Annotated in this window: 22 protein-coding genes and 1 pseudogene; 13 read left to right on the top strand and 10 right to left on the bottom strand. The window is 70.9% G+C overall.

Annotated elements, in window-relative coordinates:
• Nucleotides 1-52 precede the first annotated feature (52 nt).
• A complete protein-coding gene (locus tag OP79_RS22275; protein ID WP_033322136.1) occupies nucleotides 53-976 on the top strand; it encodes an SRPBCC domain-containing protein in 924 nt (307 codons plus the stop codon).
• 259 nt (nucleotides 977-1,235) lie between these two features.
• Here the strand turns inward: OP79_RS22275 and OP79_RS22280 are convergent, their stop codons facing one another.
• From OP79_RS22280 to OP79_RS22310, 8 genes and pseudogenes are all read right to left on the bottom strand, one after another.
• On the bottom strand, nucleotides 1,236-2,732 hold the full coding sequence (locus OP79_RS22280; protein ID WP_051744842.1) for an MFS transporter: 1,497 nt from the start codon (nucleotides 2,730-2,732) through the stop codon (nucleotides 1,236-1,238).
• Between the two features lie 103 nt (nucleotides 2,733-2,835).
• Nucleotides 2,836-3,858, bottom strand: a complete 1,023-nt coding sequence (gene fbaA / locus OP79_RS22285; protein ID WP_033322139.1) for a class II fructose-bisphosphate aldolase — start codon at nucleotides 3,856-3,858, stop codon at nucleotides 2,836-2,838.
• Nucleotides 3,859-4,045: 187 nt separating this feature from the next.
• Nucleotides 4,046-4,594, bottom strand: coding sequence for an orotate phosphoribosyltransferase (gene pyrE / locus OP79_RS22290; RefSeq protein WP_033322141.1), 549 nt, complete (start codon nucleotides 4,592-4,594; stop codon nucleotides 4,046-4,048).
• Between the two features lie 46 nt (nucleotides 4,595-4,640).
• Nucleotides 4,641-5,429, bottom strand: a complete 789-nt coding sequence (locus OP79_RS22295; RefSeq protein WP_033322143.1) for an aldose epimerase family protein — start codon at nucleotides 5,427-5,429, stop codon at nucleotides 4,641-4,643.
• A 217-nt stretch (nucleotides 5,430-5,646) separates the two neighbouring features.
• Nucleotides 5,647-6,066, bottom strand: a complete 420-nt coding sequence (locus OP79_RS22300; protein ID WP_033322145.1) for a DUF3151 domain-containing protein — start codon at nucleotides 6,064-6,066, stop codon at nucleotides 5,647-5,649.
• Entirely contained in the window at nucleotides 6,032-7,282 is a 1,251-nt protein-coding gene (locus OP79_RS57095) for an acyltransferase family protein (RefSeq protein WP_245685423.1), read from the bottom strand. Before OP79_RS57095 ends, OP79_RS22300 begins: the two co-directional genes overlap by 35 nt.
• Before the next feature lie 9 nt (nucleotides 7,283-7,291).
• A pseudogene (locus OP79_RS57100) lies at nucleotides 7,292-9,307 on the bottom strand (bifunctional polysaccharide deacetylase/glycosyltransferase family 2 protein); the annotation flags it as partial.
• A gap of 149 nt (nucleotides 9,308-9,456) precedes the next feature.
• On the bottom strand, nucleotides 9,457-10,302 hold the full coding sequence (locus tag OP79_RS22310) for a hypothetical protein (RefSeq protein ID WP_157857343.1): 846 nt from the start codon (nucleotides 10,300-10,302) through the stop codon (nucleotides 9,457-9,459).
• 276 nt (nucleotides 10,303-10,578) lie between these two features.
• On the opposite strand from OP79_RS22310, the gene OP79_RS22315 reads away from it, so the two are divergent.
• Both OP79_RS22315 and kynU read left to right on the top strand, forming a co-directional pair.
• On the top strand, nucleotides 10,579-11,409 hold the full coding sequence (locus tag OP79_RS22315) for a tryptophan 2,3-dioxygenase family protein (RefSeq protein WP_033322150.1): 831 nt from the start codon (nucleotides 10,579-10,581) through the stop codon (nucleotides 11,407-11,409).
• Entirely contained in the window at nucleotides 11,402-12,613 is a 1,212-nt protein-coding gene (gene kynU / locus OP79_RS22320) for a kynureninase (protein ID WP_033322152.1), read from the top strand. Before OP79_RS22315 ends, kynU begins: the two co-directional genes overlap by 8 nt.
• A 67-nt stretch (nucleotides 12,614-12,680) precedes the next feature.
• Here the strand turns inward: kynU and OP79_RS22325 are convergent, their stop codons facing one another.
• A complete protein-coding gene (locus OP79_RS22325; protein ID WP_051744813.1) occupies nucleotides 12,681-13,466 on the bottom strand; it encodes a class I SAM-dependent methyltransferase in 786 nt (261 codons plus the stop codon).
• 166 nt (nucleotides 13,467-13,632) lie between these two features.
• Between OP79_RS22325 and OP79_RS22330 the strand changes: the two genes are divergently transcribed.
• Nucleotides 13,633-14,025, top strand: a complete 393-nt coding sequence (locus tag OP79_RS22330) for a VOC family protein (RefSeq protein WP_033322154.1) — start codon at nucleotides 13,633-13,635, stop codon at nucleotides 14,023-14,025.
• A 57-nt stretch (nucleotides 14,026-14,082) separates the two neighbouring features.
• Here the strand turns inward: OP79_RS22330 and OP79_RS22335 are convergent, their stop codons facing one another.
• Entirely contained in the window at nucleotides 14,083-14,655 is a 573-nt protein-coding gene (locus OP79_RS22335) for a TetR/AcrR family transcriptional regulator (RefSeq protein WP_033322157.1), read from the bottom strand.
• An 87-nt stretch (nucleotides 14,656-14,742) separates the two neighbouring features.
• Here OP79_RS22335 and OP79_RS22340 point away from each other — a divergent pair, with 87 nt between their 5' ends.
• From OP79_RS22340 to OP79_RS22380, 9 genes are all read left to right on the top strand, one after another.
• A complete protein-coding gene (locus OP79_RS22340; RefSeq protein ID WP_033322159.1) occupies nucleotides 14,743-15,639 on the top strand; it encodes an alpha/beta fold hydrolase in 897 nt (298 codons plus the stop codon).
• Nucleotides 15,636-16,298: a VC0807 family protein gene (locus OP79_RS22345; protein WP_051744814.1), complete on the top strand. Its 663-nt coding sequence runs from the start codon at nucleotides 15,636-15,638 to the stop codon at nucleotides 16,296-16,298. The genes OP79_RS22340 and OP79_RS22345 overlap by 4 nt, the downstream gene beginning before the upstream one ends.
• A gap of 231 nt (nucleotides 16,299-16,529) precedes the next feature.
• The gene (locus tag OP79_RS22350; RefSeq protein ID WP_051744815.1) at nucleotides 16,530-17,435 is read left to right on the top strand and encodes an alpha/beta hydrolase family protein; all 906 of its coding nucleotides are present in this window, start codon (nucleotides 16,530-16,532) and stop codon (nucleotides 17,433-17,435) included.
• 292 nt (nucleotides 17,436-17,727) lie between these two features.
• Nucleotides 17,728-18,795 carry an alpha/beta hydrolase gene (locus OP79_RS49800; protein WP_037973576.1) on the top strand — a complete coding sequence of 356 codons (1,068 nt, stop codon included), beginning with the start codon at nucleotides 17,728-17,730 and terminating at the stop codon, nucleotides 18,793-18,795.
• Nucleotides 18,788-20,107, top strand: a complete 1,320-nt coding sequence (locus OP79_RS22360) for an acyltransferase family protein (protein ID WP_078491943.1) — start codon at nucleotides 18,788-18,790, stop codon at nucleotides 20,105-20,107. The genes OP79_RS49800 and OP79_RS22360 overlap by 8 nt, the downstream gene beginning before the upstream one ends.
• A gap of 10 nt (nucleotides 20,108-20,117) precedes the next feature.
• Nucleotides 20,118-21,500, top strand: a complete 1,383-nt coding sequence (locus OP79_RS22365) for a sensor histidine kinase (protein ID WP_063741972.1) — start codon at nucleotides 20,118-20,120, stop codon at nucleotides 21,498-21,500.
• A complete protein-coding gene (locus tag OP79_RS22370) occupies nucleotides 21,497-22,171 on the top strand; it encodes a response regulator (protein WP_033322162.1) in 675 nt (224 codons plus the stop codon). Before OP79_RS22365 ends, OP79_RS22370 begins: the two co-directional genes overlap by 4 nt.
• A 169-nt stretch (nucleotides 22,172-22,340) precedes the next feature.
• The gene (locus tag OP79_RS22375) at nucleotides 22,341-23,705 is read left to right on the top strand and encodes a sensor histidine kinase (RefSeq protein WP_033322463.1); all 1,365 of its coding nucleotides are present in this window, start codon (nucleotides 22,341-22,343) and stop codon (nucleotides 23,703-23,705) included.
• Nucleotides 23,702-24,367: a response regulator gene (locus OP79_RS22380; protein WP_033322164.1), complete on the top strand. Its 666-nt coding sequence runs from the start codon at nucleotides 23,702-23,704 to the stop codon at nucleotides 24,365-24,367. Before OP79_RS22375 ends, OP79_RS22380 begins: the two co-directional genes overlap by 4 nt.
• Nucleotides 24,368-24,375 lie beyond the last annotated feature (8 nt).

A 24,375-nucleotide genomic window follows, 5' to 3' on the forward strand; every position in this document is an offset into this window, starting at 1 on the left:
ACGCGCCGATATGCGGGTGCGGAACGGGCCACGCTGGGTAGGCTCGGCCGACATGGAGCATGAGGTGTTCGTTCCGGTTCCCGTCGAACGTCTTCGGGAGACGCTCGCCGATCCCTCGCGGGTGGCCCGGGCGGTGCCCGGGCTCCAACAGGACGCGGGGACGGCGCCCGTCTCCGGACGCCTGAAGGTACGCGTCGGCAGTCACAGCATCACCTATCGCGGCACGCTCCGGGTCACCGGGCAGGACGACGGTTCGTACGCCGTCGAAGGCGACGCCACCGAGGCCCGCGGGAGCGGCTCGGTGAAGCTCGCGCTCACGTTGTCGCTCCGCTCGGCCGAGGGGGGCTCGATGCTTGCCTTCGGGGGGACGGTTTCGGCTGACGGGCGGGTTGTGGAGTTGCCGTCGGATGCGGTGGCTTCGGCGAGTACGCGGTTGCTGAACCGTTTCGCGGAAAACCTGGCCGGGGCCTCCGGCGGTTCGGCGGGGGCTTCTGGTGAGCCGAGGGCTTCTGGTGAAGCGGGGGCTCCTGGCGGTCAGGAGGCTTCTGACGAGGCGGAGGGGGCGTCCGACTCGGCCGCGCCGGATGCGACGCCCGAGCCGACCCCCGCCCCCGACTCGGCGATCGCGCCGCCCGAAGGGGCCCAGGATGCCGAGGCCGTGGCTGCCGAGGAACCCTCCGTCTTCGAGGCCGAGGTTCCACCGCCCGCGCTCGCCCCGTTCGCCGAGGACGACTTCGAGGGTGGATTCGAGGAGGAGGACGGGGAGCCTCCGGCCGAGGCCGCGCACGCCCGGCGGACGATGATCGGCCGGAGCGCGGAGGAGGTCGATCACGCGCCCCCGCGTGGCCGTTACGCGCCGGTGCCGGCACCTGAGGCCGTATCCAGGAGCGCGGCCTTGCGCTGGGCCGCGCCGGCCGCCGCGCTTGTGGTGGCCTCGGCCATCGTTCTGGGCCGCGTCCTGCGCCGGCGGCGCTGAGCGCTCCGCGGGGGCGCTGGGTACCTGGTCACCCGGTACGGGTGTGGGCGTTCCCGGGGGCTGTGCCCCCAGACCCCCTTCGATAGGCCGTATCTCGGCCGCGGGTTGGTCGTGGCTGGTCGCGCAGTTCCCCGCGCCCCTGACGGGGCGCGCATAATCAGCCCGTCCGGCGCTTGAGGACGAGGCCGTTCAGGCCGATGGGGGTCTGGGGCGCAGCCCCAGCGGGGTCCAGGGGCGGAGCCCCCCCAACGCCCACCCCTCATGCGCCGGACGTGCCGGACCCCCGCTCCAGCGGCGGAGCCGTAACACTCCCGTGCGTCCGGCACTCCGGCCGCCGACAGTCCGACGCCGGCCGGCGAACGGTCGTGAAGGCGACGATCGCGCCCACCACGAGGACCGCGGCACACAGCGGCATCGCCCGCGTGAACGCGTCGTCGAAGGCGGCCGCCGAGCGGTACGCCTCCGAGCCCATCCCCGCGGCCAGCGGCAGCGCGGCGACCGCTATCAGACCTGCCGCGCGGGCCGCCGCGTTGTTGATGCCGCTGGCCAGGCCCGCCCGCGAGTTGTCCACGGAGGCGAGCACGGTCGCGGTCAGCGGCGCCACCAGGGTGACCATGCCCAGGCCCAGCACCAGCAGCGCGGGCAGGACGTCCAGGACATACGACGCGTCCGTGCCCACCCGCAGCATCAGCAGCATCCCTGCCGCGCACAGCAGCGGGCCGACCGTGAGCGGGATGCGGGGGCCGATGCGCCGGGCCAGGTCGCCGGAGCGGGCCGACAGGAGCAGCATCAGGGCGGTGGTGGGCAGCAGCGCCGTACCGGCGCCGAGCGCCGAGTAGCCGGAGACGACCTGGAGCTGGAGTGCGGCGAGGAAGAAGAAGCCGCCGAAGGCCGCGTACACGCACAGGGTCACCAGATTGACCGCCGTGAACTGGCGGGACGCGAAGATGTCGAGCGGCATCATCGGATCGGCCCGCTTCCGCTCGACGTACACGAAGGCGATGCCCGCCACGACCCCCGCGGCAGCCGTCCCGGCGACGATCAGCGTGCCGCTGCCGGCCTCGATCAGGGCGTACGTCACCAGGGCGAGGGCGAGCGCGCCGAGGGCCGCGCCGAGTACGTCGAATCCGCGCGCGTGTTTGCGCCCGTCCTTCGACTCCGGTACGTGGCGCAGGGCGATCGGCGCGCACAGCAGCGCGAGCGGGACGTTGAGCAGGAACACCCAGCGCCAGCCCGGGCCGTCCACCAGCCAGCCGCCCACGAAGGGGCCGACCGCGGCGCCGACGCCGCCGAACCCCGACCACAGCCCGACGGCCTTGCCCCGGTCGTCGGGGTGGAAGGAAGCCTGGATGAGGGAGAGCGAGCCGGGAGTGAGCAGCGCGCCGCCGATGCCCTGAAGGGCGCGGGCCGCGACGAGCGCGGGGGCGTTCGGCGCGATGCCGCACAGCAGCGACGCCACCGCGAACCAGATCACGCCGATGACGAAGATCTTCCGGCGCCCGAAGCGGTCGCCGAGGGCGCCGCCCAGGAGGATCAGGCCCGCGAGGGTGACCGTGTACGCGTTGACGGTCCACTGGAGGGCGGCGAGGTCGGCGTCCAGCTCGCGGCCGATGCGCGGCAGCGCGACGTTCACGACCGTCGAGTCCAGCAACGCCATGCTCGAACCGAGCACCGTGGTCAGCAGGATCCATCTCCCCGCGGGAGTGCCGATCCTGACGCCTGTGTCCTGCTGGTTCTCCTGGGGAGGGGCAGCCATACCCCGGAGCATACGGAACGGTCCGGCACCCCACAGGGTCCCGGACCGTCCGAAAAGTACGCCCTACTTGATCAACGGGCGCCTCATGTGGTCGACGCGCGCCTTACTTGATCTTCGTGCCGGTCGACCGGAGGTTCTGGCAGGCCTCCAGGACACGCGCGGCCATGGACGCCTCGGCGGCCTTGCCCCACGTCCGCGGGTCGTACAGCTTCTTGGAGCCGACCTCGCCGTCGACCTTCAGGACGCCGTCGTAGTTCTTGAACATGTGGTCGACGACGGGACGCGTGAAGGCGTACTGCGTGTCCGTGTCGATGTTCATCTTGACGACGCCGTTCTCCAGCGCGGTCGCGATCTCCTGCTCCGTGGAGCCGGAGCCGCCGTGGAAGACGAAGTCGAACGGGGAGGCCTTGCCGTACTTGGCGCCGACGCCCTCGTTCAGCTCCTTCAGGAGCTCGGGACGCAGGACGACGTTGCCCGGCTTGTACACGCCGTGCACGTTGCCGAACGACGCGGCCAGCAGATAGCGGCCCTTCTCGCCCAGGCCCAGGGCCTCGGCCGTACGGATCGCGTCGTCGACCGTCGTGTACAGGGAGTCGTTGATCTCGTGCGAGACGCCGTCCTCCTCGCCGCCCGTCGGGGTGATCTCCACCTCGAGGATGATCTTCGCGGCGCGGGCGCGCTCCAGGAGCTCCTGGCCGATCGTGAGGTTGTCGGCGAGGGTCTCCGCCGAGCCGTCCCACATGTGGGACTGGAACAGCGGGTTCTCACCGCGCGCCACGCGCTCCTCGGAGACGGCCAGCAGCGGGCGTACGTACCCGTCGAGCTTGTCCTTGGGGCAGTGGTCCGTGTGCAGGGCGACCGTGATGTCGTACTTCTTGGCGACGATGTGCGCGAACTCGGCCAGTGCGACCGCGCCGGTGACCATGTCCTTGCTGTGCTGGCCGCCCAGGAACTCCGCACCACCGGTGGACATCTGGATGATGCCGTCGCTCTCGGCCTCCGCGAAGCCGCGGAGCGCAGCGTGCAGGGTCTGCGACGAGGTCACGTTGATGGCCGGGTAGGCGAACTTGCCTGCCTTCGCCCGGTCGAGCATCTCGTTGTAGACCTCGGGGGTTGCGATGGGCATTGTCCGCTCCTTGTATGTGCGGGTGGAGTTCTGCTTTACAGCCCTGACCTAGGGGGCGACGTCATCGTCGTCCCCATCTTTCCAGAATTGGCCGGATGATCCAGCCACGCCGCCCCAGCCTGTGGACAACTCCCGTCCCGGTTTCCGGGAGCCTGTGGACAACTCCCCCTGGACAACCGGGCACTGGTCAGTCCAGGCCCAGCTCGTCCTTCGAGTACGCGAAGAGATACGGCACCCCGGCGCCCTCCTGGATCTTCTCGGCGGCGCCCGTGGCCCGGTCGACGATCGTCGCGACGGCGACCACCTCGGCCCCGGCCTCCCGCACCGCCTCGACGGCGGTCAGCGGGGAGCCGCCGGTGGTGGAGGTGTCCTCGACGACCAGCACCCGCCGGCCCTTGATGTCCGGCCCCTCCACCTGCCGCTGAAGACCGTGCGCCTTGGCCGCCTTCCGTACGACGAAGGCGTCCAGCCGCCTGCCGCGCGCGGCGGCGGCGTGCAGCATGGCGCCCGCGACCGGGTCGGCGCCCATGGTCAGCCCGCCCACGGCGTCGAACTCGAGGCCGTCGGTGAGGTCGAGCAGCACCTGCCCGACCAGCGGGGCGGCCTCTCCGTCGAGGGTGACGCGCCGCAGGTCGACGTAGTAGTCGGCCTCCAGGCCCGAGGAGAGGGTCACCCTGCCGTGCACCACGGCCTTGTCCTTGATCTGCTGCAGCAGCGCGCCGCGTACGTCCGTCATGCCCGCCAGCTTAGAGCCGCCCGCCGCCGGGTCCAGATGGCGTAGGTCAGAGCTGCCGCCAGGACCATGTGGTGGTGGCTTCGAGGGGCTCGATCGGGGTGACCAGGCGGGGCAGGGTGTTGAGCCCGTTGGGCGGACCGGTCTGCGGCTCCACGCACACGGCCGCCTCCTGCTCGTCGTACACGACGACCCACTCCTCGCGGCTGGCCACCTTCAGCTCCAGCTGCCCCGGCCAGGTCAGGGTCACGTCGACGCCACCGGGCATCCCGAAGCAGTCGTCCCACGGGCCCGGCTTCGGGTCGAGCCGCTGCCCGGTGGGCAGATGGTCGTCGCCGCGCTCCTCCTGCCAGGCGGCCGAGAAGTCGATGCGTACGTCGTCACCGCCGAGGTTGCGGTTGAACCACGGGTGCCAGCCGATCTGCGCCGGAAAGGAGTCGTCGTACGTCTCCACGGACATGGTCAGCGTCAGCGCGTCCTCGGCCAGCGAGAAGACCTGCGTGACGCGGCCCGCGTACGGCCAGGGTTCGACGAGGTCGTACGTGATGACGGCCTCGTTCGCGCTCGTACGCGCCGTCCGCCAGGCTCCGTCGCGGGTGGTGCCGTGGATGGCGTGCGGCGGGGAGTTGAGGGGCAGTTGGTGCACGGTGGCTCCGTTGAGGAACCGCCCGTCCCTCAGGCGCCCACACCAGGGCACCATCGGAAAGCTCCCGAACTTCCCGCCCTGGCGCAGCAGTTCAAGCCCGCCGACCCGCAGCCCACCGACCCGCCCGCCGTTCCCCGGCCGCACGGTCACCTCCGCGTCACCCGCGGTCAGCGTGATGTCTTCGTTATGCACGGGATGACCTTACTGGTCGGACGATGTGCGGGCGGTGGCGCCCCGTAAGGGGCGCGGGGCTGTATCGATTTGCGGCTCCGCCGCGCGGGCGCGACCAGCGACAACGGACCCGCGGCCGAGATACGACCTATCAAGGGGGGGCTGGGGGCGCAGCCCCCGGGAACGCCCGCACCCGCGCCGAGTGACCAGGCAAGCAAAGGGCACCCTGAAGCGACCGTTACCGCCTGAGCGCCGCGTACGCCTCAGTGCTGCTGTCCTGCAGGAACTGCCAGCACCTCTCCGCCTCCTCCTTCTCGCTGATCGCATCGGCCGCGCGAGCGAGCGCGGCAAGGCAGCGCAGGAAACCGCGATTGGCGCGGTGGTCCCAGGGAACGGGGCCATGCCCCTTCCATCCGGCCCGGCGGAGCTGGTCGAGTCCGCGGTGGTAGCCGGTGCGTGCGTACGCGTACGACTCGACCACGCGCCCCGCCTCGAAGGCGTCGTCGGCGAGCATGGCCCAGGCCAGCGAGAACGTGGGGTGCTTCGCCGCGACTTCGGCCGGGGCCTGGGACTCCTCGCCCAGCATGCGGTACGCGTCTTCGTTCTCCGGCAGGTGCGTCGGCTCAGGGCCGCCGAGCAGGTTCTTGTGAGTCGTCATGCATGCAGTCTGCCACTTTGCGGTCAGGCGTTCGGGCAGCCGACGGACCGCTGGGTGACGATGAAGCGGGAGTGGCGGTCGAGGGCTTCTTCGGTGGTTTCGTGGGCCACGGATGGGGCCGTTTCCGGGAGGCGAGGTCCTCGGCCCAGCCGACCGTCAGGATCGCGGCCGCGATCAGCGGCCAGACCAGCAGGAACAGCAACCAGTCCGAGCCCAGCGGCAGATACTGCGCCAGGAACGGCACCTGCCACATCCGGTCGGTAATCGCCACGGCGAGGATGAGCGCGACCTCGTGCCACAGGTAGATCGTGACGGCACGGTTGTTGAAGAGCCGGACCAGTCCGTCGAGCCACGGCCACCGGGGCAGCGAGCGCGGCCGGAACCGCATCAGGAGGAGGACGAAGCCCAGCGACCACAGGGCCTGGCCGAGCGGGATCGAGCCCAGGTCGTAGCCCTCGCTCGTGGGGTGGGTGAACGTGAACCAGCCGCCGGCAGCCAGCAGCAGCGCCGAGGCCGCGCCGACGGTACGGGTGCGCAGCGCGTCCAGCGAACCGTCCTGGTGGGCGAAGCCGAGCAGCCAGCAGGCGCCGAAGACGCCGAGGTCGGTGAGGGCCGAGCCGACCAGGACCGGCAGGTCCCACAGCTCGTACTGACTGATCGCGGCCAGCGCGAGAAAGCCCCCGAGGAGCGGGAGCGGGGCGCGCCGCCAGGCCCACAGCAGAAGAGGGGAGAGCAGGACGAACCACAGGTAGGCGCGGACGTACCAGAGTGTCCCGGTCAGCTGCTCGCCCCACTCGCTGCCCGGCGGATCGCCCAGCGGCAGCACCCACAGCAGCATCCGGGGCAGTTCTACGGGACTCCAGCCCCGCGCCAGCATCCAGCAGACCGCGACGGCGGCGAACACCCAGAACGGGATGAGCAGGCGCCGCATCCTGCCGCGGATCACGGAGAGTGCGGGCCTGCTCAGCGAGCGCGCCATCAGCGAGCCGGCCAGCGCGAACATCACGCCGAGCGAGGGGAAGGCGAGCGTCAGCCAGGCCCAGCCGAAGGTGTGGTACGTGACGACGCGGACCAGGGCGAGGGAGCGCAGCAGGTCGAGGTAGCGGTCGCGTCCGGCGGGGCGGGCCGGGGGTGCGGACGGTGCCGCGCCCGCGGTCCTCTGCTCCGGGATGCTGCCGAGCGTGGTCGCCGGCGCGGGGATGCCGCCCTTCGCCATGACGCGGGCGCCGACTTCCCCCGTCCTGCGCAGTTTCTGCCAGCGCAGCCGGCCGCCGCTGATCGCGGTGAGGCAGGCCTGGATGAGCACCAGGTACATCAACTGCCGGTAGACCAGCTGCTGGAGGGGAAGCGCCCACAGTTCCCGCAACCGTTCGCCGTCGAGGCGGAAGGCGTACGCGGCGCAGACGGCCTGGATGCCGAGCACCGCGCACCAGGCCAAGGCCGTACTCGCCGGGTCCATGAAGAAGAAGCCGTAGAGGGCGAAGAGGTCGATGAGCGGGGCGAGCAGCGGGGTCAGCACCATGAAGACGGTGACCAGCGGCAGCCCGACCCGGCCGAAGCGCCCGGAGTGCCCGCTGTCGCGCAGCGCGCCGCGGTGCTTCCACATCGCCTGCATGGTGCCGTACGACCAGCGGTAGCGCTGGCGCCACAGCTCGCCGAGCGAACCCGGGGCCTCGGTGTGCGCGATCGCCTTCTCCTCGTACACCACCTGCCAGCCCGCCCGGTGCAGGGCCATCGTGATGTCGGTGTCCTCGGCGAGCGTGTCGTCGCTCATCCGCCCGGCCTCCTCGAGCGCCACGCGGCGGAACCCGCCGATGGCGCCCGGGATGGTGGGCATGCAGCGCAGCAGGTCGTACATGCGGCGGTCGAGGTTGAAGCCCATCACGTACTCGATGTGCTGCCAGCGGCCGATCATGGTGGTGCGGTTGCCGACCTTGGCGTTGCCCGCGACCGCGCCGACGGCCGGATCGGCGAAGGGCTGCACCAGCTGCCGTACGGTGTCCGGCTCGAAGACCGTGTCGCCGTCCATCATCACGATCAGGTCGTGACTGGCGTGCGCGATCCCGGTGTTGAGGGCGGCGGCCTTGCCGCTGTTGAGCTGGGTGAGGACCGTGACGTTCGGCAGGTCGAGCGCGGCGGCGATCTCGGGGGTGCCGTCCGTCGAACCGTCGTCGACCACGATGATCTCGATGGGATGGTCGCTCTCGGCGAGCGAGCGCACGGTGTCGGCGATGCACTCGCTCTCGTTGTACGCGGGGATGATCACGCTCACCGGTTCGGTGACCGCCTTGCCGTCTCCCCAGGTGAAGTCCGCTCTGCGGCGGGCCCGGGCATGGCGGCGGGCGAGGACGAGCATCGCCAGGAAACGGCCCAGCACCAGGACACCGACGACGGCGAGCAGACCGGCGAGCACGGGCAGCGCCCACTCGGAGAGGACCACCGCGGCCACGAAGACCCGGCCCCGCCACAGCTCGGTGTCGGACACGGGCTGGTTCAGCGGGCCGGACCCGGCGGCGTCGGCGACGGTGGTGAACCGGTAGCCGCGCGCCTGGAGCCTGGGGATCAGCCGGTCAAGGGCCTCGACGGTCTGGGAGCGGTCGCCGCCCGAGTCGTGCAGCAGGACGATCGCCCCGTCGTCGCCCTCGGGCATGGCCGCGTCGACGATCTTCTGGGCCCCCGGCCGCTTCCAGTCCTCGGTGTCCCGGTCGATGAACGCGACGAGATAGCCCTGCTCGCCGTGCCGCTCGACCACCGGCCAGGAGGCGTTGTCGAGAGCCTCGGGCTTCGAGGAGTACGGCGGCCGGAAGAGCGAACTGTGGATCCCGGCCGCACCCGCCAGCGCGAGCTGCGCCTGCGACGTCTCGCGGTCGATGCCCGCCGCGTCCTTGTACGCGAGGTCGGGGTGGCCGAAGGTGTGCAGCCCGATCTCGTGTCCCTCGCGCACCATGTCCGCGACGAGGCCCGGATGCCGCGACGTCATGGTGCCGGTGACGAAGAACGTGCCCGGCACCTGGTGTTCGCGCAGGACGTCGAGGACCTTCGGGGTCCAGGTCGGGTCCGGTCCGTCGTCGAAGGTCAGCACGATGGTGCGGTCGGGCGTGGTGTGCGCGCGGGGCTCATCGCCGGTGGCGTCGACGATCGGGCCGCCGTTGAGGACGTCCCGGGGTACGTCACTGTCCGCGACCAGCGGGTGGGTGCGGTGGTCGGCGGCGTAGTCGCCTCGTACGTAACCGCCGAGCATGAGGACGCAGACCAGCGCCAGCAGGACGAGTGAGGGGACGACGATGTGCGGGCGGGGCCGTCGGGACGTCGGGGATGTTTTCGGGGAGGTCCGTGGTGCTGTCGGACGTGGTGCTGTCGACGTCGAGCGGCGGCCGGCGAGCAGGCGTGTCACCCAAGAACCCCGCCCAGGAGACCGCCCACCGTGTCGGTGACCGGGTCCAGGACGCCGTCGACCACGTCGCCGACGCCGCCTCCGTTGCCTGTGCCGCCTCCGTCTGTGCCGCCGGGGTCGGAGGGGGTGGACGGCTCGGTGGTCGGGTCAGTGGGAGTGGGGTCGTTCGGGGTGGGATCGGTGGGCGTTGTCGGCTCTTCGCCCGGGTCGTTCTCGTCCGGGGTGTCCGGGTTCCCGCCACCGGCTGGGGGGGCGGGCGCGGGTGGCGTCGTGGTTGTCGGGCGGTCGGGAGTCGGTGTGTCGGGGTCGGTGTTCCTGCCGCCCGCCGGCTCTTCCACGCCCCCCTCGGCCTCCCCGGCGGTCGGGGTTTCGCTCGGCCGGTCAGCCGGGGGGTCCGCCGCCTCGCCCCGTGCTGAATCGTTACGCCCACTCCTGCTGGACTCCGGTGCGCCCTGGTCCCGCCCGTCGGCGGCGCCGATGGACGGCTCGCTGTCCCGGTCCCGTATCGGCATCAGCGTCTCGGGAGCGAACGGTGCCGCACCCGCCAGGCTCAGCCCGAGGGTCAGGCAGTAGGCGACGCAGATGCCCCCCATACCCCACCCGACACGGCGGACCCAGCGGGGACGGCGCCCGCTGGAGTCGACGAACACCGGGTCGTTCTCGGGCGCGGACTCGGATGCCGATGCGGACTCGGGCGCGGCCTCGGCCTCGGATGCGGATATGGATTCGGCTGTCGATACGGCCCTGGTCGTGCTGCCGTTCTCGGTCGTGCCGGCGTTCTCGGTCTCGGTCGTGCCCTCGTTCCCGGCGCTTTCGTGCGCGCCGGAGACAGAGTTCGTCACGGTTCCCCCCATGTCGAACGTTCAACGGTTCAACTGCCCAACCTAGAAGCCAAAATTGACGCCCGCAGGTGAGCTGCGAGTCGTCACACACTCCACACAAGCTGGGTGTCTCCTGTTGGCCGCGGCGTTCCCGGCGGAGCGGCCCCTGGTCGGTGTGATCCGGTCGGCCTTGCGGTGGCGGAAGGCGACCCGCAAGATGCGATGTGGGGACCGGGGCCCCCGTGTCGAAAACGGCAGGGGCGGACCGCTACCCGGAGTACACAACAGGAGACAGCGATGTCCCACGAGGCTGCAGAGCCCGAGACCCCGCATCTCGACTTCCACGGCACGACCCCGTACGAGGACTACGTACAGGCGGATGTGCTCACCCACCTCCAGCACACCCTCTCCGACGATCCCGGAGAGATGGTCTTCCTGGTCACGACCCAGGTGATGGAGCTGTGGTTCACCGTCATCGTCCACGAGTGGGAGACCGCGACGAAGGCGCTGCGCGAGGACGACGTGCCGGTCGCGGTGGCGGCGCTGAAGCGGTCCGTACGGGAGCTGGAGGCGCTGAACGCCTCATGGAAGCCCCTCGGCCAGCTGACCCCGGCCCAGTTCAACTCGTATCGCAACGCCCTCGGGGAAGGCTCCGGCTTCCAGTCCGCGATGTACCGGCGGATGGAGTTCCTGCTCGGCGAGAAGTCCTCGTCCATGCTCGTACCGCACCGGGGCGCGCCCCGTGTGCACGCCGAGCTGGAGAAGGCGCTGCATGAACCGAGCCTGTACGACGAGGTGTTGAGGCTCCTGGCCCGGCGCGGGCACGCGATTCCCGCCGCCGTGCTCGAGCGCGACGTCTCGCTCAGGTACGAGCCGTCGCCCGAGGTCGAACAAGTGTGGGCGTCCCTGTACGCGGGCGACGACACCTCCGAACTCGCCCGCCTCGGCGAGGCGTTGACCGATGTCGCCGAGCTGGTGTGGCGATGGCGCAACGACCACCTGGTCGCCACCCGGCGCGCGATGGGCGCGAAGGCCGGGACCGGGGGTTCGGCGGGCGTGGCCTGGCTGGAGAAGCGGGCGCGGAAGAACGTGTTCCCCGAGCTGTGGACGGCGCGGTCCTATGTCTGAACTGAGCGTAAAAGCTGCGGAGTTGGACGCGGCCGACGAACTGGCCAAGCTGCGCTCGCAGTTCGTACTCGACACTGTGTCTGATCATGCGGCTGACGCCGCGGGCGTGTACCTGGACGGGAACTCGCTCGGCGCGCTGCCTGCGGCCGTGCCCGGCCGGGTCGAGGACGTCGTACGGCGGCAGTGGGGTGAGCTGCGGATCCGCTCCTGGGACGAGAGCGGCTGGTGGACGGCACCCGAACGGATCGGGGACCGGATCGCTCCGCTGGTGGGTGCTGCGGCCGGGCAGATCGTGGTGGGCGACTCGACAAGTGTCAACGTTTTCAAGGCAGTTGTGGGAGCGGTGCGCCTGTCGGGGGAGGGGCGGGACGAGATCGTCGTCGACGCCACCACCTTCCCCACGGACGGGTACATCGCCCAGTCGGCGGCGCGTATGACCGGCTGTACGGTGCGTGCGGTGGCCCCCGGCGACGTACCGTCGGCCCTCGGTCCGCGTACCGCGGCGGTGCTGCTGAACCACGTCGACTACCGCACGGGGCGCCTGCACGATCTGCCTTCCCTGACGGCGGCCGTGCACGAGGCGGGAGCGGTCGCCGTCTGGGACCTCTGCCACAGCGCGGGCGCCCTGCCGGTGGGGCTCGACGAGCACGGGGTGGATCTGGCGGTCGGCTGCACGTACAAGTACCTGAACGGCGGCCCGGGTTCCCCGGCATTCCTGTACGTACGCCGCGACCTCCAGGACCGCTTCGACTCCCCGCTCCCCGGCTGGAACTCCCACGTGGACCCCTTCGGCATGCGCTCGGAGTACGAACCGGCGGGAGGCGCACCGCGCGGCCGCGTCGGCACCCCGGACATCCTCTCCATGCTGGCCCTGGAGGCGGCGCTGGAGGTGTGGGAAGGGGTGCCGATCGAGACGGTCCGCACCAAGTCCCTCGCGCTCACGGACTTCTTCCTGGAGTGCGTCTCGGTGTACGTCCCCGAGGGCCGGGTCGAGTCCGTGACCCCCTCGGCCCACGCGGACCGGGGGAGCCAGGTCGCGCTGCGCTGCGACGGCGCACGGGAGGTGATGCGCCGCCTGATCGCCCGCGGAGTGGTCGGCGACTTCCGCGAACCGGACATCCTGCGCTTCGGCTTCACGCCGTTGTATGTGGGGTTCGGGGATGTGGAGAGGGCGGCGCGGGTGTTGGCCGGGGTGGTGGGCTGAGTTGGTCTGAGTAACTGCGTTGGCCCCCCTCGCCTTCGGGCGAGAGGGGGCTTCGTCATGGCCGGAGTCAGCCCGGTCGGTGCCCCACCGCCAGGAGGTGAGAGCTCGCCGCGAGCAGCTCGGGGTACGGCTCGGCCATGCGTGCCGCGGTCAGGGCGGACTCGAACATCTCGGACCCGATCAGGGACTGTCCGGTGTGCCGCTCGGTCGCCGCCAGAAGCGACCAGGCGGGGCCCTCGATACCGAACACTTCGGCTTCGGTGAAGCCGGCCGCGGCCACCTCGTCGCGCAGTTGCTCGGCGCCATGGAAGTACGCGGCGGTGAAGGCCTTCTTCCCGTCGTGCCTCTGCGTCGCGAGGATCTTGCCGATGCTCTTCTGCACCGGCTCACGGTGGAGATGCGCGAACGCCGTGTGCTCGAAGAGCGAGGCGTACTTGTTGATGCCGGCCGCCCCGATGAGGGTGCCGGGCTTGAGGACGCGGTACGCCTCGGCGAGGGCCTGGTCCCGGTCGGCGCGCTCGAGCAGGTGGTAGAGCGGGCCCAGCAGAAGGACGACATCGTACGAGGCGTCCTCTGCGGTCAGGTGGCGTGCGTCCCCCAGCTCGACCGTGGCGCCGGTGTGCTTGGCCTGCTCGACGTGGCGCGGGATCGGGTCGACGAGGTGCACGGTGTAGCCGTCCTCGATGAGCCATCGCGCGTGGACGCCCGGGCCGCCACCGACGTCGAGGATGCGGGCAGGTGCGGGCGGAAGGAAGCGGCGCAGGAGTTCCTGCGTACGTACCAGCTCGAGGCGTCCGTCGGCCGATACGGTCAATCGCTCGTCCTCGTTGGTGGTCTCCGCGTAGAAGGTCACGATCTCTGGTGCTAGTGCCCCGGCAGGCAACGTTCGCCCCGTCGCGACGCCCGGCACGCCCTCTCGCCGCACCGGGCACAAGCCCAAGTACGTCCAGTACGAGGGCTTGAGCGGCCGAAAGGTGGGCAGTCGGCCTTTCAACAGCAAAACCGGGCAGCAGCACTGCATGAAGCCCCAACCTCGTTTCACGTTGGCTGCCACCACTCTCGATGCACCGAACGCCCACGAGTTGGCGCAGTTCTACCAAACCCTGCTCGGATGGCCGATGCAGAAGGAGGAACCGGACTGGGTTGAGATCGCACCGCCCGACGGCGGTGCCGGGCTGTCGTTCCAGACGGAGCCGCTCTTCACCCGTCCGCAGTGGCCTTCCACCCGGTCCGAGCAGCAGATGATGATGCATCTGGACATCGAGGTGAACGATTTGTCATCGGCCGTCGATCACGCCCTTGCCCTGGGAGCGACCGTGACGGACTTCCAACCTCAGGCCGACGTGCGCGTGCTGTGCGACCCGGCGGGCCACCCGTTCTGTCTCTTTGTGCGCACCGGCTCACCACGCTGAGAAAACATCAAGCCCTGTGGATCAAGGTCTTTAAGGCTCTCGACTCGCCTTGCGGGGTCACGGCATCAGGCGGGACAGATGATGGTCCACGAGCGACTTCGCCTCTGCCGGCGTTCGGTGCCCGAGCAGGACCGCGTCGCCGAGGCCGGCAACGAGGGCCAGCAGGAGGTCTGATTCCTGGGCCGGGTCCAGTTTCGGGTGCAGGTCGCCGTCTGCCTGGGCGGCGGTGACCATGGCGGCTACGGCATCGCGGAGCTGTGCGTGACCGGTGCGGAATCGTTCGGCGATCTCCGGGTCCTTCAGTGCGCGCACGACGAACGCGTTCGCGACCAGCGCCTCGGTCCGGCTCTCGTCGGTGAGGGGGAGCAGGGCGACCAGGGCGGCGCGCAGACCTGCAAGTCCACCGGCGAACTGCACCCGGTTTTCCACCTGGTCACGCAGTGTCCTTGTCGCGTGGCGCAGCATGGCGTCCTTGCTCGGGAAGTAGTGCTGCACCAGGCCCTTCGAGATGCCGGCCTCGGCCGCGACCTCACCGAGGCTCACCGCTTCCAGGCCGCGATCGGCCGCGATGCGGCGGACCGCGGTGGCGATGAGTCGTCGCCGCTCCTCGTGATCGACCCGCTTGGGCATCACACCACCTCTTCACGATACGAACGGATTGCAAAACGCTCCGGAGCTGTTTACGATGCGATCGTATCGCCAAAAAGGGAGGTCGCGATGACGCTCGGCGGATTCACCTCGCCGCAGGCCCGCGCCGAGTACGACACGGCATACGACCGGGGGTTCGCCGCGCTGCCCGCCCCCACCCAACAGCGCGACGTGTCGACGGCGTTCGGCACCGCGCGGGTCTACCGCTTCGGCGAGCCCGGCCCCGCCCCGGTGGTGCTGCTCCCCGGCCGGGCAGGCACGACGATCATGTGGGAGCCCAATCTCCCCGCGCTCGCCGCACGCGGCCCGGTGTACGGGCTCGACCTCATCGGCGAACCGGGACGCAGCGAACAGACCGCTCCCCTCCACAACGCCGACGACCAGGCCGCCTGGCTCGACACCGTGTTCACCACGCTGGCCCTGCGCAACGTGCACCTCGTCGGCTACTCCTTCGGCGGCTGGCTCGCCACCAACCTGGCCGTGGGCGCGCCGGACCGGCTCGCCTCGCTGACATTGATCGACCCGGTGCAGACCTTCGCCCGGTTCCCGATCCCCCTGCTCGTGCGCTCCGCGCTCACCCTCGTCCCGGGCATCCGTCGCTGGGCCCGGCCGTCCTTCCTGGCCTGGATCTCCGACGGCGCCGAGGTGGCCGAGGACGACCCGGTGGCAACGGTGATCGACGAGGGCATGCGGACCTACCGGATCGCGCTGCCGACCCCGGTCCTGTTCACCGACGCGCAACTGCGCGGCATGACGGTCCCGGTGCTCGCACTCATCGCGGGCCGCAGCGTCATGCACGACGGCCGGCGCGCTGCCGCCCGCGCTCGCGATTTGCTGCCGGACGCCCGGGTCGAGCTGTGGCCGGCGGCGACGCATGCGATCGCGGGCGAGTCGGCCGCCGAGGTCAACGCCCGGCTGCTGGAGTTCCTGGCCGAGATCGAGCAACAGGGTCAGGTGCGGCGATGAGGGACCGGACACCAGGCGGCAGCCCGTTGGTCGCGCTTGTGCTGTGGGACGCGGGACTGCCGCTGCTGGCCTACTACGGCCTGCGCGCCGCCGGGCAGGGTGAGCAGGTCGCGCTGCTGGCCGGTGCGGTGTTCGCCGCACTGCGCATCACCTGGGTCGCGGTGCGGCACCGCTCGTTCGACGCCTTCGCCGCCCTGCTCGCGGCGGTACTGGCCGTCGGCCTCGTGCCGTCATTCGCCACCGGCGACGCACGGTTCATCCTCGTGAAGGAGTCCTTCGGCACCGCGGCGGCCGCGTTGATCCTGCTCACCAGCTGTGCGAGCCGCACGCCGCTGGTCCTGGTGGCGGTACGGGCCGGCTCGTCCGCAGCCAAGCGCGCGGAAATAGACCGGCTGTGCGCTCAGGTGCCGCATTTCCGGCGGGCGTTCGTGCGGATGTCGGCCGTGTGGGGAACGGGCCTGCTGCTGGAGGCAGTGCTGCGGGTGCCGCTGGTGTACGTGCTGTCCGCGGACGTGATGGCCGGTCTCAGCGTCGTACTGCTGCTGGTCGTGATCGCGCTGCTGTCCGCCTGGACAGCCTGGTACGCCGGCCGGATCCAGACCCGGCACACCCCCAAGGACATCAAGACCAGCGACGACGCGGCGCGGCCGACGGCCTGAGCTCTGGCCAACACCGCCTCCATCCTCACCGGATCAACCTTCTCCGGACCGTTCGAAGCGGGCTCTGGCGCTGACGAGGGCCACGAGGTGGGGTGCGTTCACCGCCCGCCACCGTTGCTGGGCGGACGCCGTTCGCTGCCAACCGCAACAGCGTGCCAGCCCCATGTCGGCCCACGTCACAGGGCTGGTAGCGTCCCGGCCAACGTTCGAACAGCGCTGAGAGGTTGGAGCATGCCGGAGGACGACGCAGCCCGCATAGCCGCGGAACCGGACGCCGTCGCTGCCCGTGCCGCGGCCGAGGAGCAGTCGGCTTTCTCGCATCCGCCTGTCGATCCCGACACCACCGCCGCGTACGGCGACCATCCCGACCAGGTGATCGACTTCTATGCGCCGCGCGGAGGCGAGGAGTCGGCGCCGTTCGTCGTCGTACTGCACGGGGGCGCCTGGCGGGCCGCGTACGACCGTCGGCACATCACGCCGTTCGTGGACTTCCTGGCCCGGCGGGGTTTTGCCGTGGCCAATGTCGAGTACCGGCGTGGCGGTGCCGGGTCGGGGGAGGGCGATGACGGTTCCGTCGCGGGGTGTTGGCCGGACACCTTCGACGACGTCGCGGCGGCGCTCGACGCGCTCCCCGGTCTCGTACGGGAGGCCCTGCCACAGGCCGACGCGCGCCGTACGGTGATCACTGGGCACTCGGCGGGCGGGCAGCTCGCCCTGTGGGCCGCCGCCCGGCACCTGCTGCCGGCGGACGCGCCTTGGCGTACGGAGCGGCCGGCGCCGCTGCGGGGTGTTGTCGCGCTCGCTCCGATCGCAGACTTCGCTGTCGCCGAGAAGCTGGACGTATGTGCTGGGGCAGCTCTTCAACTCCTGGGCGGGGAGGGGAAGTTCGCGGAGCGGCAGCCGTACGCCGATCCCGCGCTTCTGCTGCCCACCGGAATCGCCACGACCTTGGTGCAGGGCCGGGCAGACGTCGTCGTGCCGCAGGCCGTCGCCGAGTCGTACGCGGACGCGGCGGCGAAGGCCGGGGAGGTGGTGGGGCTCACGCTCCTCGACGACGTGGGGCACTTTCCGCTGATCGATCCGGCTGCGGACGCGTGTGCGGTGGTGGCGGAGGAGATCGCGCAGCTGGGTTGGTGAGCCGGTTGGTGGACGGGGGCGTGAGGCGGGCTGTTGGCGGCTCGGGTCCTCCTGCCCAGCCGCCCGGTCATACCCGTAATACCTGAGAGCTACGTCGCAGGTGAGCTCCCTGGCGGGACGCTGACCACAAGGTCGCGTCCGTAACTTCCTTTCCAGTCAGGCCCGATGAACGGGTCGGTGAGCTGGGAGTGGGAGGACGGGCGTCATGGGGGTGCGGGGGAAGCGCAGGCCGGAGCCTGGGGCGAGGCCGGATTCGGCGACGGGGTCGGCTGGTTGGTCTGGTTCGGCTCGGGTGCGTCGGCCGGGGCGGCTCGGCCGACTGTCGCGCGGGCTGCTCGCCGCGCTGGTCACGGCCGCCGTCGTCGTTCCCATCTCCGCCGCTGCCGCGCACCCGGAGATCCCGGCCCCCGCACCGGCCCGCCTCACGGCGATGAGCTCGGCGACGCTGGACGACGCGTATGCCGCGAACCGCGCGAACGCCGCCGAGGCGGCCCGGATGGCCGCCGACCACGGCGACCACGGCCGCGCGGCAGCGGTTCGCTCCATGGCGGACCCCGGCCGGCACTTCCTCTCCTTCGACGCCCGCGGCTCCGGCCGCGCCGTCGAGGTCTTCGGCGACCTGGCGAAGGCCGAGCGCGTGGCCGTACTCGTGCCCGGTTCCGACACGAACCTGGACACGTACGAGCGCTTCCGCGCGGGTGCCGACGCCCTGCACAAACGGCTCGGCATACGTGGCGCGGTCGTCGCCTGGCTCGGCTATGAGACGCCCGGAACCATAAGCCCCGAGGTCCTCACCACGGGGCGGGCTAAGGACGCGGCACCTGAACTGCGCGGATTTATACGGGAGTTGGAGGACCTGAACCTGCAAGCCCGGGTTTCCCTCCTGTGCCACTCATACGGAACCGTCGTGTGTGCGGAGGCGGCCGAGAGCGCCTTCCGGGCCGCCGGTTCCGTACGGTCCTCCGGGTCCTCTGGGCCCGTCGGTTCATCCGGTGCCGTCGGTGCCTCGCGTGCCGCAAGCGGCGAGGGCCGCGCCATGGGCGACCTCGATGTCTCCGACATCGCTCTCTTCGGCAGCCCCGGAACCGGCGCCGACTCCGTCGCCGGGCTGCACACGGACGCCCGCGTATGGGCGGGCCGAGGCGCCGACGACTGGATCGCGGACGTCCCGCACGCCAAGGCCGACCTCTTCGGCACCACCGTCGGTTTCGGCACCGACCCCGTGTCGCCGGACTTCGGTGCGCGCGTCTTCGCGGCCGGCGACGGCGGCCACAGCGACTACCTCAAGCCGGGCTCGGTGTCCTTGGACAACCTCGCCCGGATCGTTCTCGGCGAGACTTCGGAGGTGACCCATGCGTGAGCTGAAGTTGAGGGGGAGGGTGGGGGAGGGGGAGGGCCCCCCGAAGGACTCCACGCGGAACGCCGCCCGCCCCGGTCATTCGCCGGGCACCACCCCACGCCCGTTCCTCCGGGAAGGCCTAGTTCGTGAAGCCCTCCACCGCCTCCGCCAAGCCACCCACCAGATCGACGCTGCCACCCCGCCCCACCGCGACCGCTCCCTCGACGCCCTGCGCGCCTTCGCGATACTCGGCATAGTGCTCGGCCACTGGCTGGTCACGGCACTGGTCGCGGACGGCGGCGCACTGCGTACGTCGAGCCCGCTGGCGTATATGCCATGGCTGGCCCCGGTCTCCTGGGTCTTCCAGACGCTCGCGGTGTTCTTTCTGGTGGGCGGGCATGTGGCGACCAGGAGTTACGAGTCGGCGCGGGCCCGTGGCACGACGTACGGGAAGTGGTTGCGTACGCGGCTGTCGCGCCTCTTCGGGCCGGTGGCCGCCGTGCTGGGCCTGTGGACCGTGGCCGCGGTCTGTCTGCTCGTGACGGGGACGGGTGTGTCGACGGTGCATGCGTTGCTGAAGCTCGTCCTGTCGCCCCTGTGGTTCCTGCTGGTCTTCGCGGGACTGACGGCGCTGACCCCACTCGTTGCCCGGATCAACCCGCTGTGGCCGCTGGCCGTCGTTCTCCATGTGGACCTCATACGCTTCGGGTTCGGCGGTCCGGCCTGGCTGGGCTGGATCAACGTGGCGGCGGGCTGGCTGGTGCCGTACACGCTGGGCGCGGCCTGGATGCGGGGTGAGCTGACCCGGCGTTCCGGGTGGGTGATGCTGATCGGCGGTGCGGCGACGACCGCGGCGCTCGTTGCGTGGGCCGGATACCCGGCGTCGATGGTCGGCGTCCCCGGCTCCGCGGTCTCCAACCTCAACCCGCCGACCCTGGCCGCCGTCACCTTCGGCCTGGCCCAGTGCGGTCTGGCGTTGCTGCTCCGGGAGCCGTTGCGCCGGGCGATGCGGCGGCCCGTGGCGTGGGCGGCGGTGGCGTTCGTCAACCTCTCCGCGATGACGATATTCCTGTGGCACCAGACGGCGCTGATGTCGGTCACCGCGACGGGCCTGTTCGCCGGCCGTCTCCCGGGACTGCACACCACCCCCGACAGCCTGGCCTGGGTCCTGGCTCGTTTCGCCTGGCTTCCGGTCTTCGCCCTCGCCCTCATGGTGTGCTGGGCGGCCTTTCGCTCCTACGAGCAGGGGCGCCGTCGGCGCGGTGGGCGCCTGTCGCGCGTGGTCCACGTACACCGTGGCAGGGCGGGAGCGAAGGGGGTTGGGCGTGCCTAGGGTGATGTGGATGAGTGCGGTGGAGAAGCGGCTGGTTCGGGGACTGCGGGTGCTGCGCGAGGACCTGTGGACCGGGAAGGCGGATCCGTTGCCGCCCTCGGTGTGGTTGCGCTGGCTGCCGCATGGGCTGGTGGTTCTGGTCGCGATCGGCACCACCATCGCCAACGGGGATCAGTTCGGTGACGGCTACAACCTGGGTACGGAGTACGCCCTGGTGTGCGCGCTGGCCCAGGGTGCCGCGGTGGGGATGGCGCTGCGGTGGCCGGTTCCGGCGTGGTGGCTGTCGATGGTGACCATGGTCGTGGTGGCCATGGGGGCCCGCACCCAACTGCTCGCCGATCACGTCGCGTTCAACAGCCCCTGGCCGTGGGGCCCGCCCAGTCTGGTCGCACACGCAGTGGTGCTGTTCCTGCTGGCGTTGCGGGTGCCTGTGCGCGTGGCCGCCGCGGCCCTGGCCCTGACCGCGCTGGTCACGTGGGTGGTGCAGGGCCTCATCGGCGCCGCGAACTATTCGTCGACGGGCACGCTGGCCGTGGCCCTGTTCGCCGGCGTCGTCCTCCTCGGCACCGCCCTCCGCGGTCGCCGCGAAGCCCGCACCCAACTCGTAAAGCAGGCCGGTATCACCGCCGAGGAGCGCGCCCGCCGTACGGTCCTGGAGGAGCGCAACCGCATCGCCCGCGAGCTGCACGACGTGGTCGCCCACCACATGTCGGTCATCTCCATCCAGGCCCAGGTCGCCCCTCACCTGGTCGAGAACCCTTCCGACGAGCTCAGGGAGAACCTCGACGGCATCCGGCAGAACGCGCTCGAGGCGCTCACCGAGCTGCGCCGCGTGCTGGGCGTGCTGCGCTCGGAGAACCCCGAGGACCCGTACGGTCTCGGCGCTCCCGGTACCGGAGCCGCGCCCGACGCCCCGCAGCCCACCCTCGACCGGCTCGACGTGCTCGTCGAGAACACCCGTGCCGCAGGTCTGAAGGTGAACACCGAGATCAGCGGCGAGGTGCTTCCGCTGCCGCCGGGCGTGGAGCTGTCCGCGTACCGGATCATCCAGGAGGCGCTGAGCAACGCGTTGCGACACGCGCCCGGTTCCGAGGTGCGCGTGGAGCTCACGCACTTCCCGCGCGGCCTGCAGATCCGGGTCATCAACTCCGCGCCAAGGCGCCCCGCCCCGCCGTCGCCGGGCGCGGGCCACGGTCTGCTGGGTATGCGGGAGCGCGCGGCGATGCTCGGTGGCACCCTCATGGCGATGGAGACGTCCTGCGGCGGCTTCACGGTGGCGGCGTTCCTGCCCCGCGCCGGAACCGCCGATGGAACGGCCTCCCTCGACGACACTGTCTCCGACAACTCGGCAGACTCCGACAACTCCACAGACTCCCCAGGAGAACGACCATGACGAGTGGCGCCATCCGCGTACTCATCGCCGATGACCAGCAGATGGTCCGGCAGGGCTTTTCGGTGCTGCTCAACATCCAGCCCGACATCGATGTGGTCGGCCAGGCCGTCGACGGCCTGGACGCGGTCGCCCAGGTCGCCGAGCTCCTCCCGGACGTCGTCCTGATGGACATCCGCATGCCCGAACTCGGCGGCATCGAGGCCACCCGCCGCATCACCGACAAGACCCCGCAGATCAAGGTGCTGGTGCTGACCACGTTCGATCTCGACGAGTACGTGTATGACGCGCTGCGCGCGGGTGCCTCCGGGTTTCTGCTGAAGGACGCGTCCGCCGACAAGCTGGCGGAGGCGATCAGGGTGGTCGCCGCGGGGGACGCACTGCTTGCGCCCGGGATCACGAGGCGTCTGATCGCCCGGTTCTCCCAGCTCGACGGGGCTCCCCGCGCCCCGCTCAAGGAACGCGTCGGTGAGCTGACCGAGCGCGAGACGGAGGTCCTCGCCCTGATCGCGCAGGGTCTGTCGAACGCCGAGATCGCCGAGCGGCTGGTGGTGGCCGAGCAGACGGTGAAGACTCATGTGGGCCGGATCCTGGTGAAGTTGGGGCTGCGGGACCGGACGCAGGCGGCGGTGTTCGCGTACGAGTCGGGTCTGGTACGGCCTGCCGGGTACTGAACCACCGGTCGCGGAACTGCCTGCTGGGTACGGGCCGTGGGCGTCCGCGCACGGACCACGGGCGTCCGCACGGGCTCGCCCCTGGCTGCCCGTAGTACCTGAGAGGGACCTCGGAGGACCCTTCTCACTGGTGACGACCGCGAGCCGCCCGCCGCTTACTGTTTTGAACGTGACCGAGACGACCCAGACTCAGACGACACCCCCGCGGGGCGGAGCCAAGTCGCGCAGTCCTGAGTACCGGCTGGCCGTGGACGCCCTGCGCGGGCTGCGGCAGGAGCTGGTCCACGACGCGTTCGCCTACCGCCCGCTGCCGCGCATGAGCGTGGACGGCCCGATCACCCGGCGGCTGCCCGGGCGCCTGCGGGAGTACGCGGGGTGGACCCCGCACGCCGTGGTGCTAGGGGCCGGCCTGCTGGCGATGGCCATAGCCGGCACCGCGAGCCACGGCGGTGAGATCAGCGCGGCGATCAGTGCCCTCCTCGCGCTGATCCCGGTCCTGCTGACGTTGGTCCGGCCCGTCGGCGCCTTCTGGGCGTCCGCCGCGGCGACCCCGGTCGCCGCGGCGTTCAACGGTGACGGCTGGCCCGACTGGCCCTGGCCGCCCGGTGCTTTCGCCGCGCACTTGGTGGTGCTCACGGTCGTGGCGCTGCGGACGCGTCCCCGCACGGCCGCGTGGATGTGGGCTCTGACGGCTTGCTACGGAATCCTCGCGGAGGCCGTCTTCGGCTCGGACTATTACTCCTCCAACACCGGCCCGATGCTGTTCGTCTCCGCACTGGCCCTCCTGGTCGTCGCCGTCGTCCACATACGCCGTACGGCAGAGCGGCAGGTGATCGCCCAGCAGACGGTGACCGAGCACGAGCGCTCCAAGCGCACCCTGCTCGAGGAGCGCACCACCATCGCCCGCGAGCTGCACGATGTGGTTGCCCACCACATGTCGGTGGTCGCGATCCAGGCGGAGGCCGCGCCCTACCGGGTGGAGAACCCGCCGCCGGAGCTGGAGCACGCGTTCGCGGTGATACGGGAGAACGCGGTGATCGCGCTCTCCGAGCTGCGCCGCGTCCTCGGTGTCGTTCGCGCTGAGGATTACGAGGCCCCCGACGCCCCGCAGCCGACGCTCGCCGACCTGAACGGTCTGCTGACCAATGTGCGCAACGCCGGCCTGACCGTCGAGAAGGTGATCACCGGAGCCGTCCGTGAACTCCCGCAGGGCATAGAGCTGTCCGCGTACCGAATAGTCCAGGAGGCGCTCAGCAACGCGCTGCGGCATGCGCCTGGTGCCTCGGCCCGCGTGGAGATCGGCTATGTGCTGGGCGGCCTCGGGCTGCGGATCGTCAACGGTCCGGCGACCGAGCCGGTGAAGCCCTCGCCCGGTGCCGGGCACGGGATCACGGGGATGCGGGAGCGGGTGACGATGCTGAACGGTGAGATGACGGCGGCCGCGACGGACGACGGGGGGTACGAGGTGACGGTCTTCCTGCCGGTGCCCGTCTCCGACACGGAGACCTCGAGGGACTCGGGAGACTCCGTATGACCATCCGGGTGTTGATCGCCGATGACCAGATGATGGTCCGCGAAGGGTTCTCGGTGCTGCTCGGCGCGATGCCGGACATCGAGGTGGTCGGCGAGGCGGTCAACGGGCGGGACGCGGTGGACCGGGTGCGGGAGCTCGCTCCCGACGTGGTCCTGATGGACATTCGTATGCCCGAGCTCAACGGCATCGAGGCGACCCGGGAGATAGTCGCCGCGGACGGCGGGGCCAAGGTGCTGGTGCTGACCACGTTCGATCTCGACGAGTACGTGTACCAGGCGCTCCGCGCCGGTGCGTCGGGCTTCCTCCTGAAGGATGCCTCGGCCCGCCAACTCGCGGACGGTGTAAGGGTGGTGGCGGCCGGCGAGGCCCTGCTCGCGCCGTCCGTCACCAGGCGGTTGATCACGGAGTTCTCGAAGCTGTCGGAGGCGCCGCGGCTGTCGGCCACCGCGCGGGCGGCGTACGGAGATCTGACCGAGCGGGAGACGGAGGTGCTGGTGCTCATCGCGCAGGGGCTGTCCAACGGCGAGATAGCCGAGCGGCTCGTGGTCGCCGAGTCGACGATCAAGACTCATGTGAGTCGGATCCTGGTGAAGCTGGGCCTGCGGGACCGGACCCAGGCGGCGGTGTTCGCGTACGAGGCGAGGCTGGTCACGCCGGGGTGAGGAGTCAC

Source organism: Streptomyces yerevanensis, from assembly GCF_000716805.1.
GTDB lineage: Bacteria > Actinomycetota > Actinomycetes > Streptomycetales > Streptomycetaceae > Streptomyces > Streptomyces flaveus.

Bases quoted from the DNA above. Each gene is read 5' to 3' on its own strand.
- OP79_RS22280 (WP_051744842.1), bottom strand. From the start codon at position 2,732: ATGGCTGCCCCTCCCCAGGAGAACCAGCAGGACACAGGCGTCAGGATC.
- OP79_RS22370 (WP_033322162.1), top strand. From the start codon at position 21,497: ATGACGAGTGGCGCCATCCGCGTACTCATCGCCGATGACCAGCAGATG.
- OP79_RS22315 (WP_033322150.1), top strand. From the start codon at position 10,579: ATGTCCCACGAGGCTGCAGAGCCCGAGACCCCGCATCTCGACTTCCAC.
- fbaA (WP_033322139.1), bottom strand. From the start codon at position 3,858: ATGCCCATCGCAACCCCCGAGGTCTACAACGAGATGCTCGACCGGGCG.
- OP79_RS22350 (WP_051744815.1), top strand. From the start codon at position 16,530: ATGCCGGAGGACGACGCAGCCCGCATAGCCGCGGAACCGGACGCCGTC.
- kynU (WP_033322152.1), top strand. From the start codon at position 11,402: ATGTCTGAACTGAGCGTAAAAGCTGCGGAGTTGGACGCGGCCGACGAA.
- OP79_RS22300 (WP_033322145.1), bottom strand. From the start codon at position 6,066: ATGACGACTCACAAGAACCTGCTCGGCGGCCCTGAGCCGACGCACCTG.
- OP79_RS57095 (WP_245685423.1), bottom strand. From the start codon at position 7,282: ATGGCGAAGGGCGGCATCCCCGCGCCGGCGACCACGCTCGGCAGCATC.
- OP79_RS22360 (WP_078491943.1), top strand. From the start codon at position 18,788: ATGCGTGAGCTGAAGTTGAGGGGGAGGGTGGGGGAGGGGGAGGGCCCC.
- OP79_RS22330 (WP_033322154.1), top strand. From the start codon at position 13,633: ATGAAGCCCCAACCTCGTTTCACGTTGGCTGCCACCACTCTCGATGCA.
- OP79_RS22380 (WP_033322164.1), top strand. From the start codon at position 23,702: ATGACCATCCGGGTGTTGATCGCCGATGACCAGATGATGGTCCGCGAA.
- OP79_RS22340 (WP_033322159.1), top strand. From the start codon at position 14,743: ATGACGCTCGGCGGATTCACCTCGCCGCAGGCCCGCGCCGAGTACGAC.
- pyrE (WP_033322141.1), bottom strand. From the start codon at position 4,594: ATGACGGACGTACGCGGCGCGCTGCTGCAGCAGATCAAGGACAAGGCC.
- OP79_RS22345 (WP_051744814.1), top strand. From the start codon at position 15,636: ATGAGGGACCGGACACCAGGCGGCAGCCCGTTGGTCGCGCTTGTGCTG.
- OP79_RS22365 (WP_063741972.1), top strand. From the start codon at position 20,118: ATGAGTGCGGTGGAGAAGCGGCTGGTTCGGGGACTGCGGGTGCTGCGC.
- OP79_RS22275 (WP_033322136.1), top strand. From the start codon at position 53: ATGGAGCATGAGGTGTTCGTTCCGGTTCCCGTCGAACGTCTTCGGGAG.
- OP79_RS22335 (WP_033322157.1), bottom strand. From the start codon at position 14,655: ATGCCCAAGCGGGTCGATCACGAGGAGCGGCGACGACTCATCGCCACC.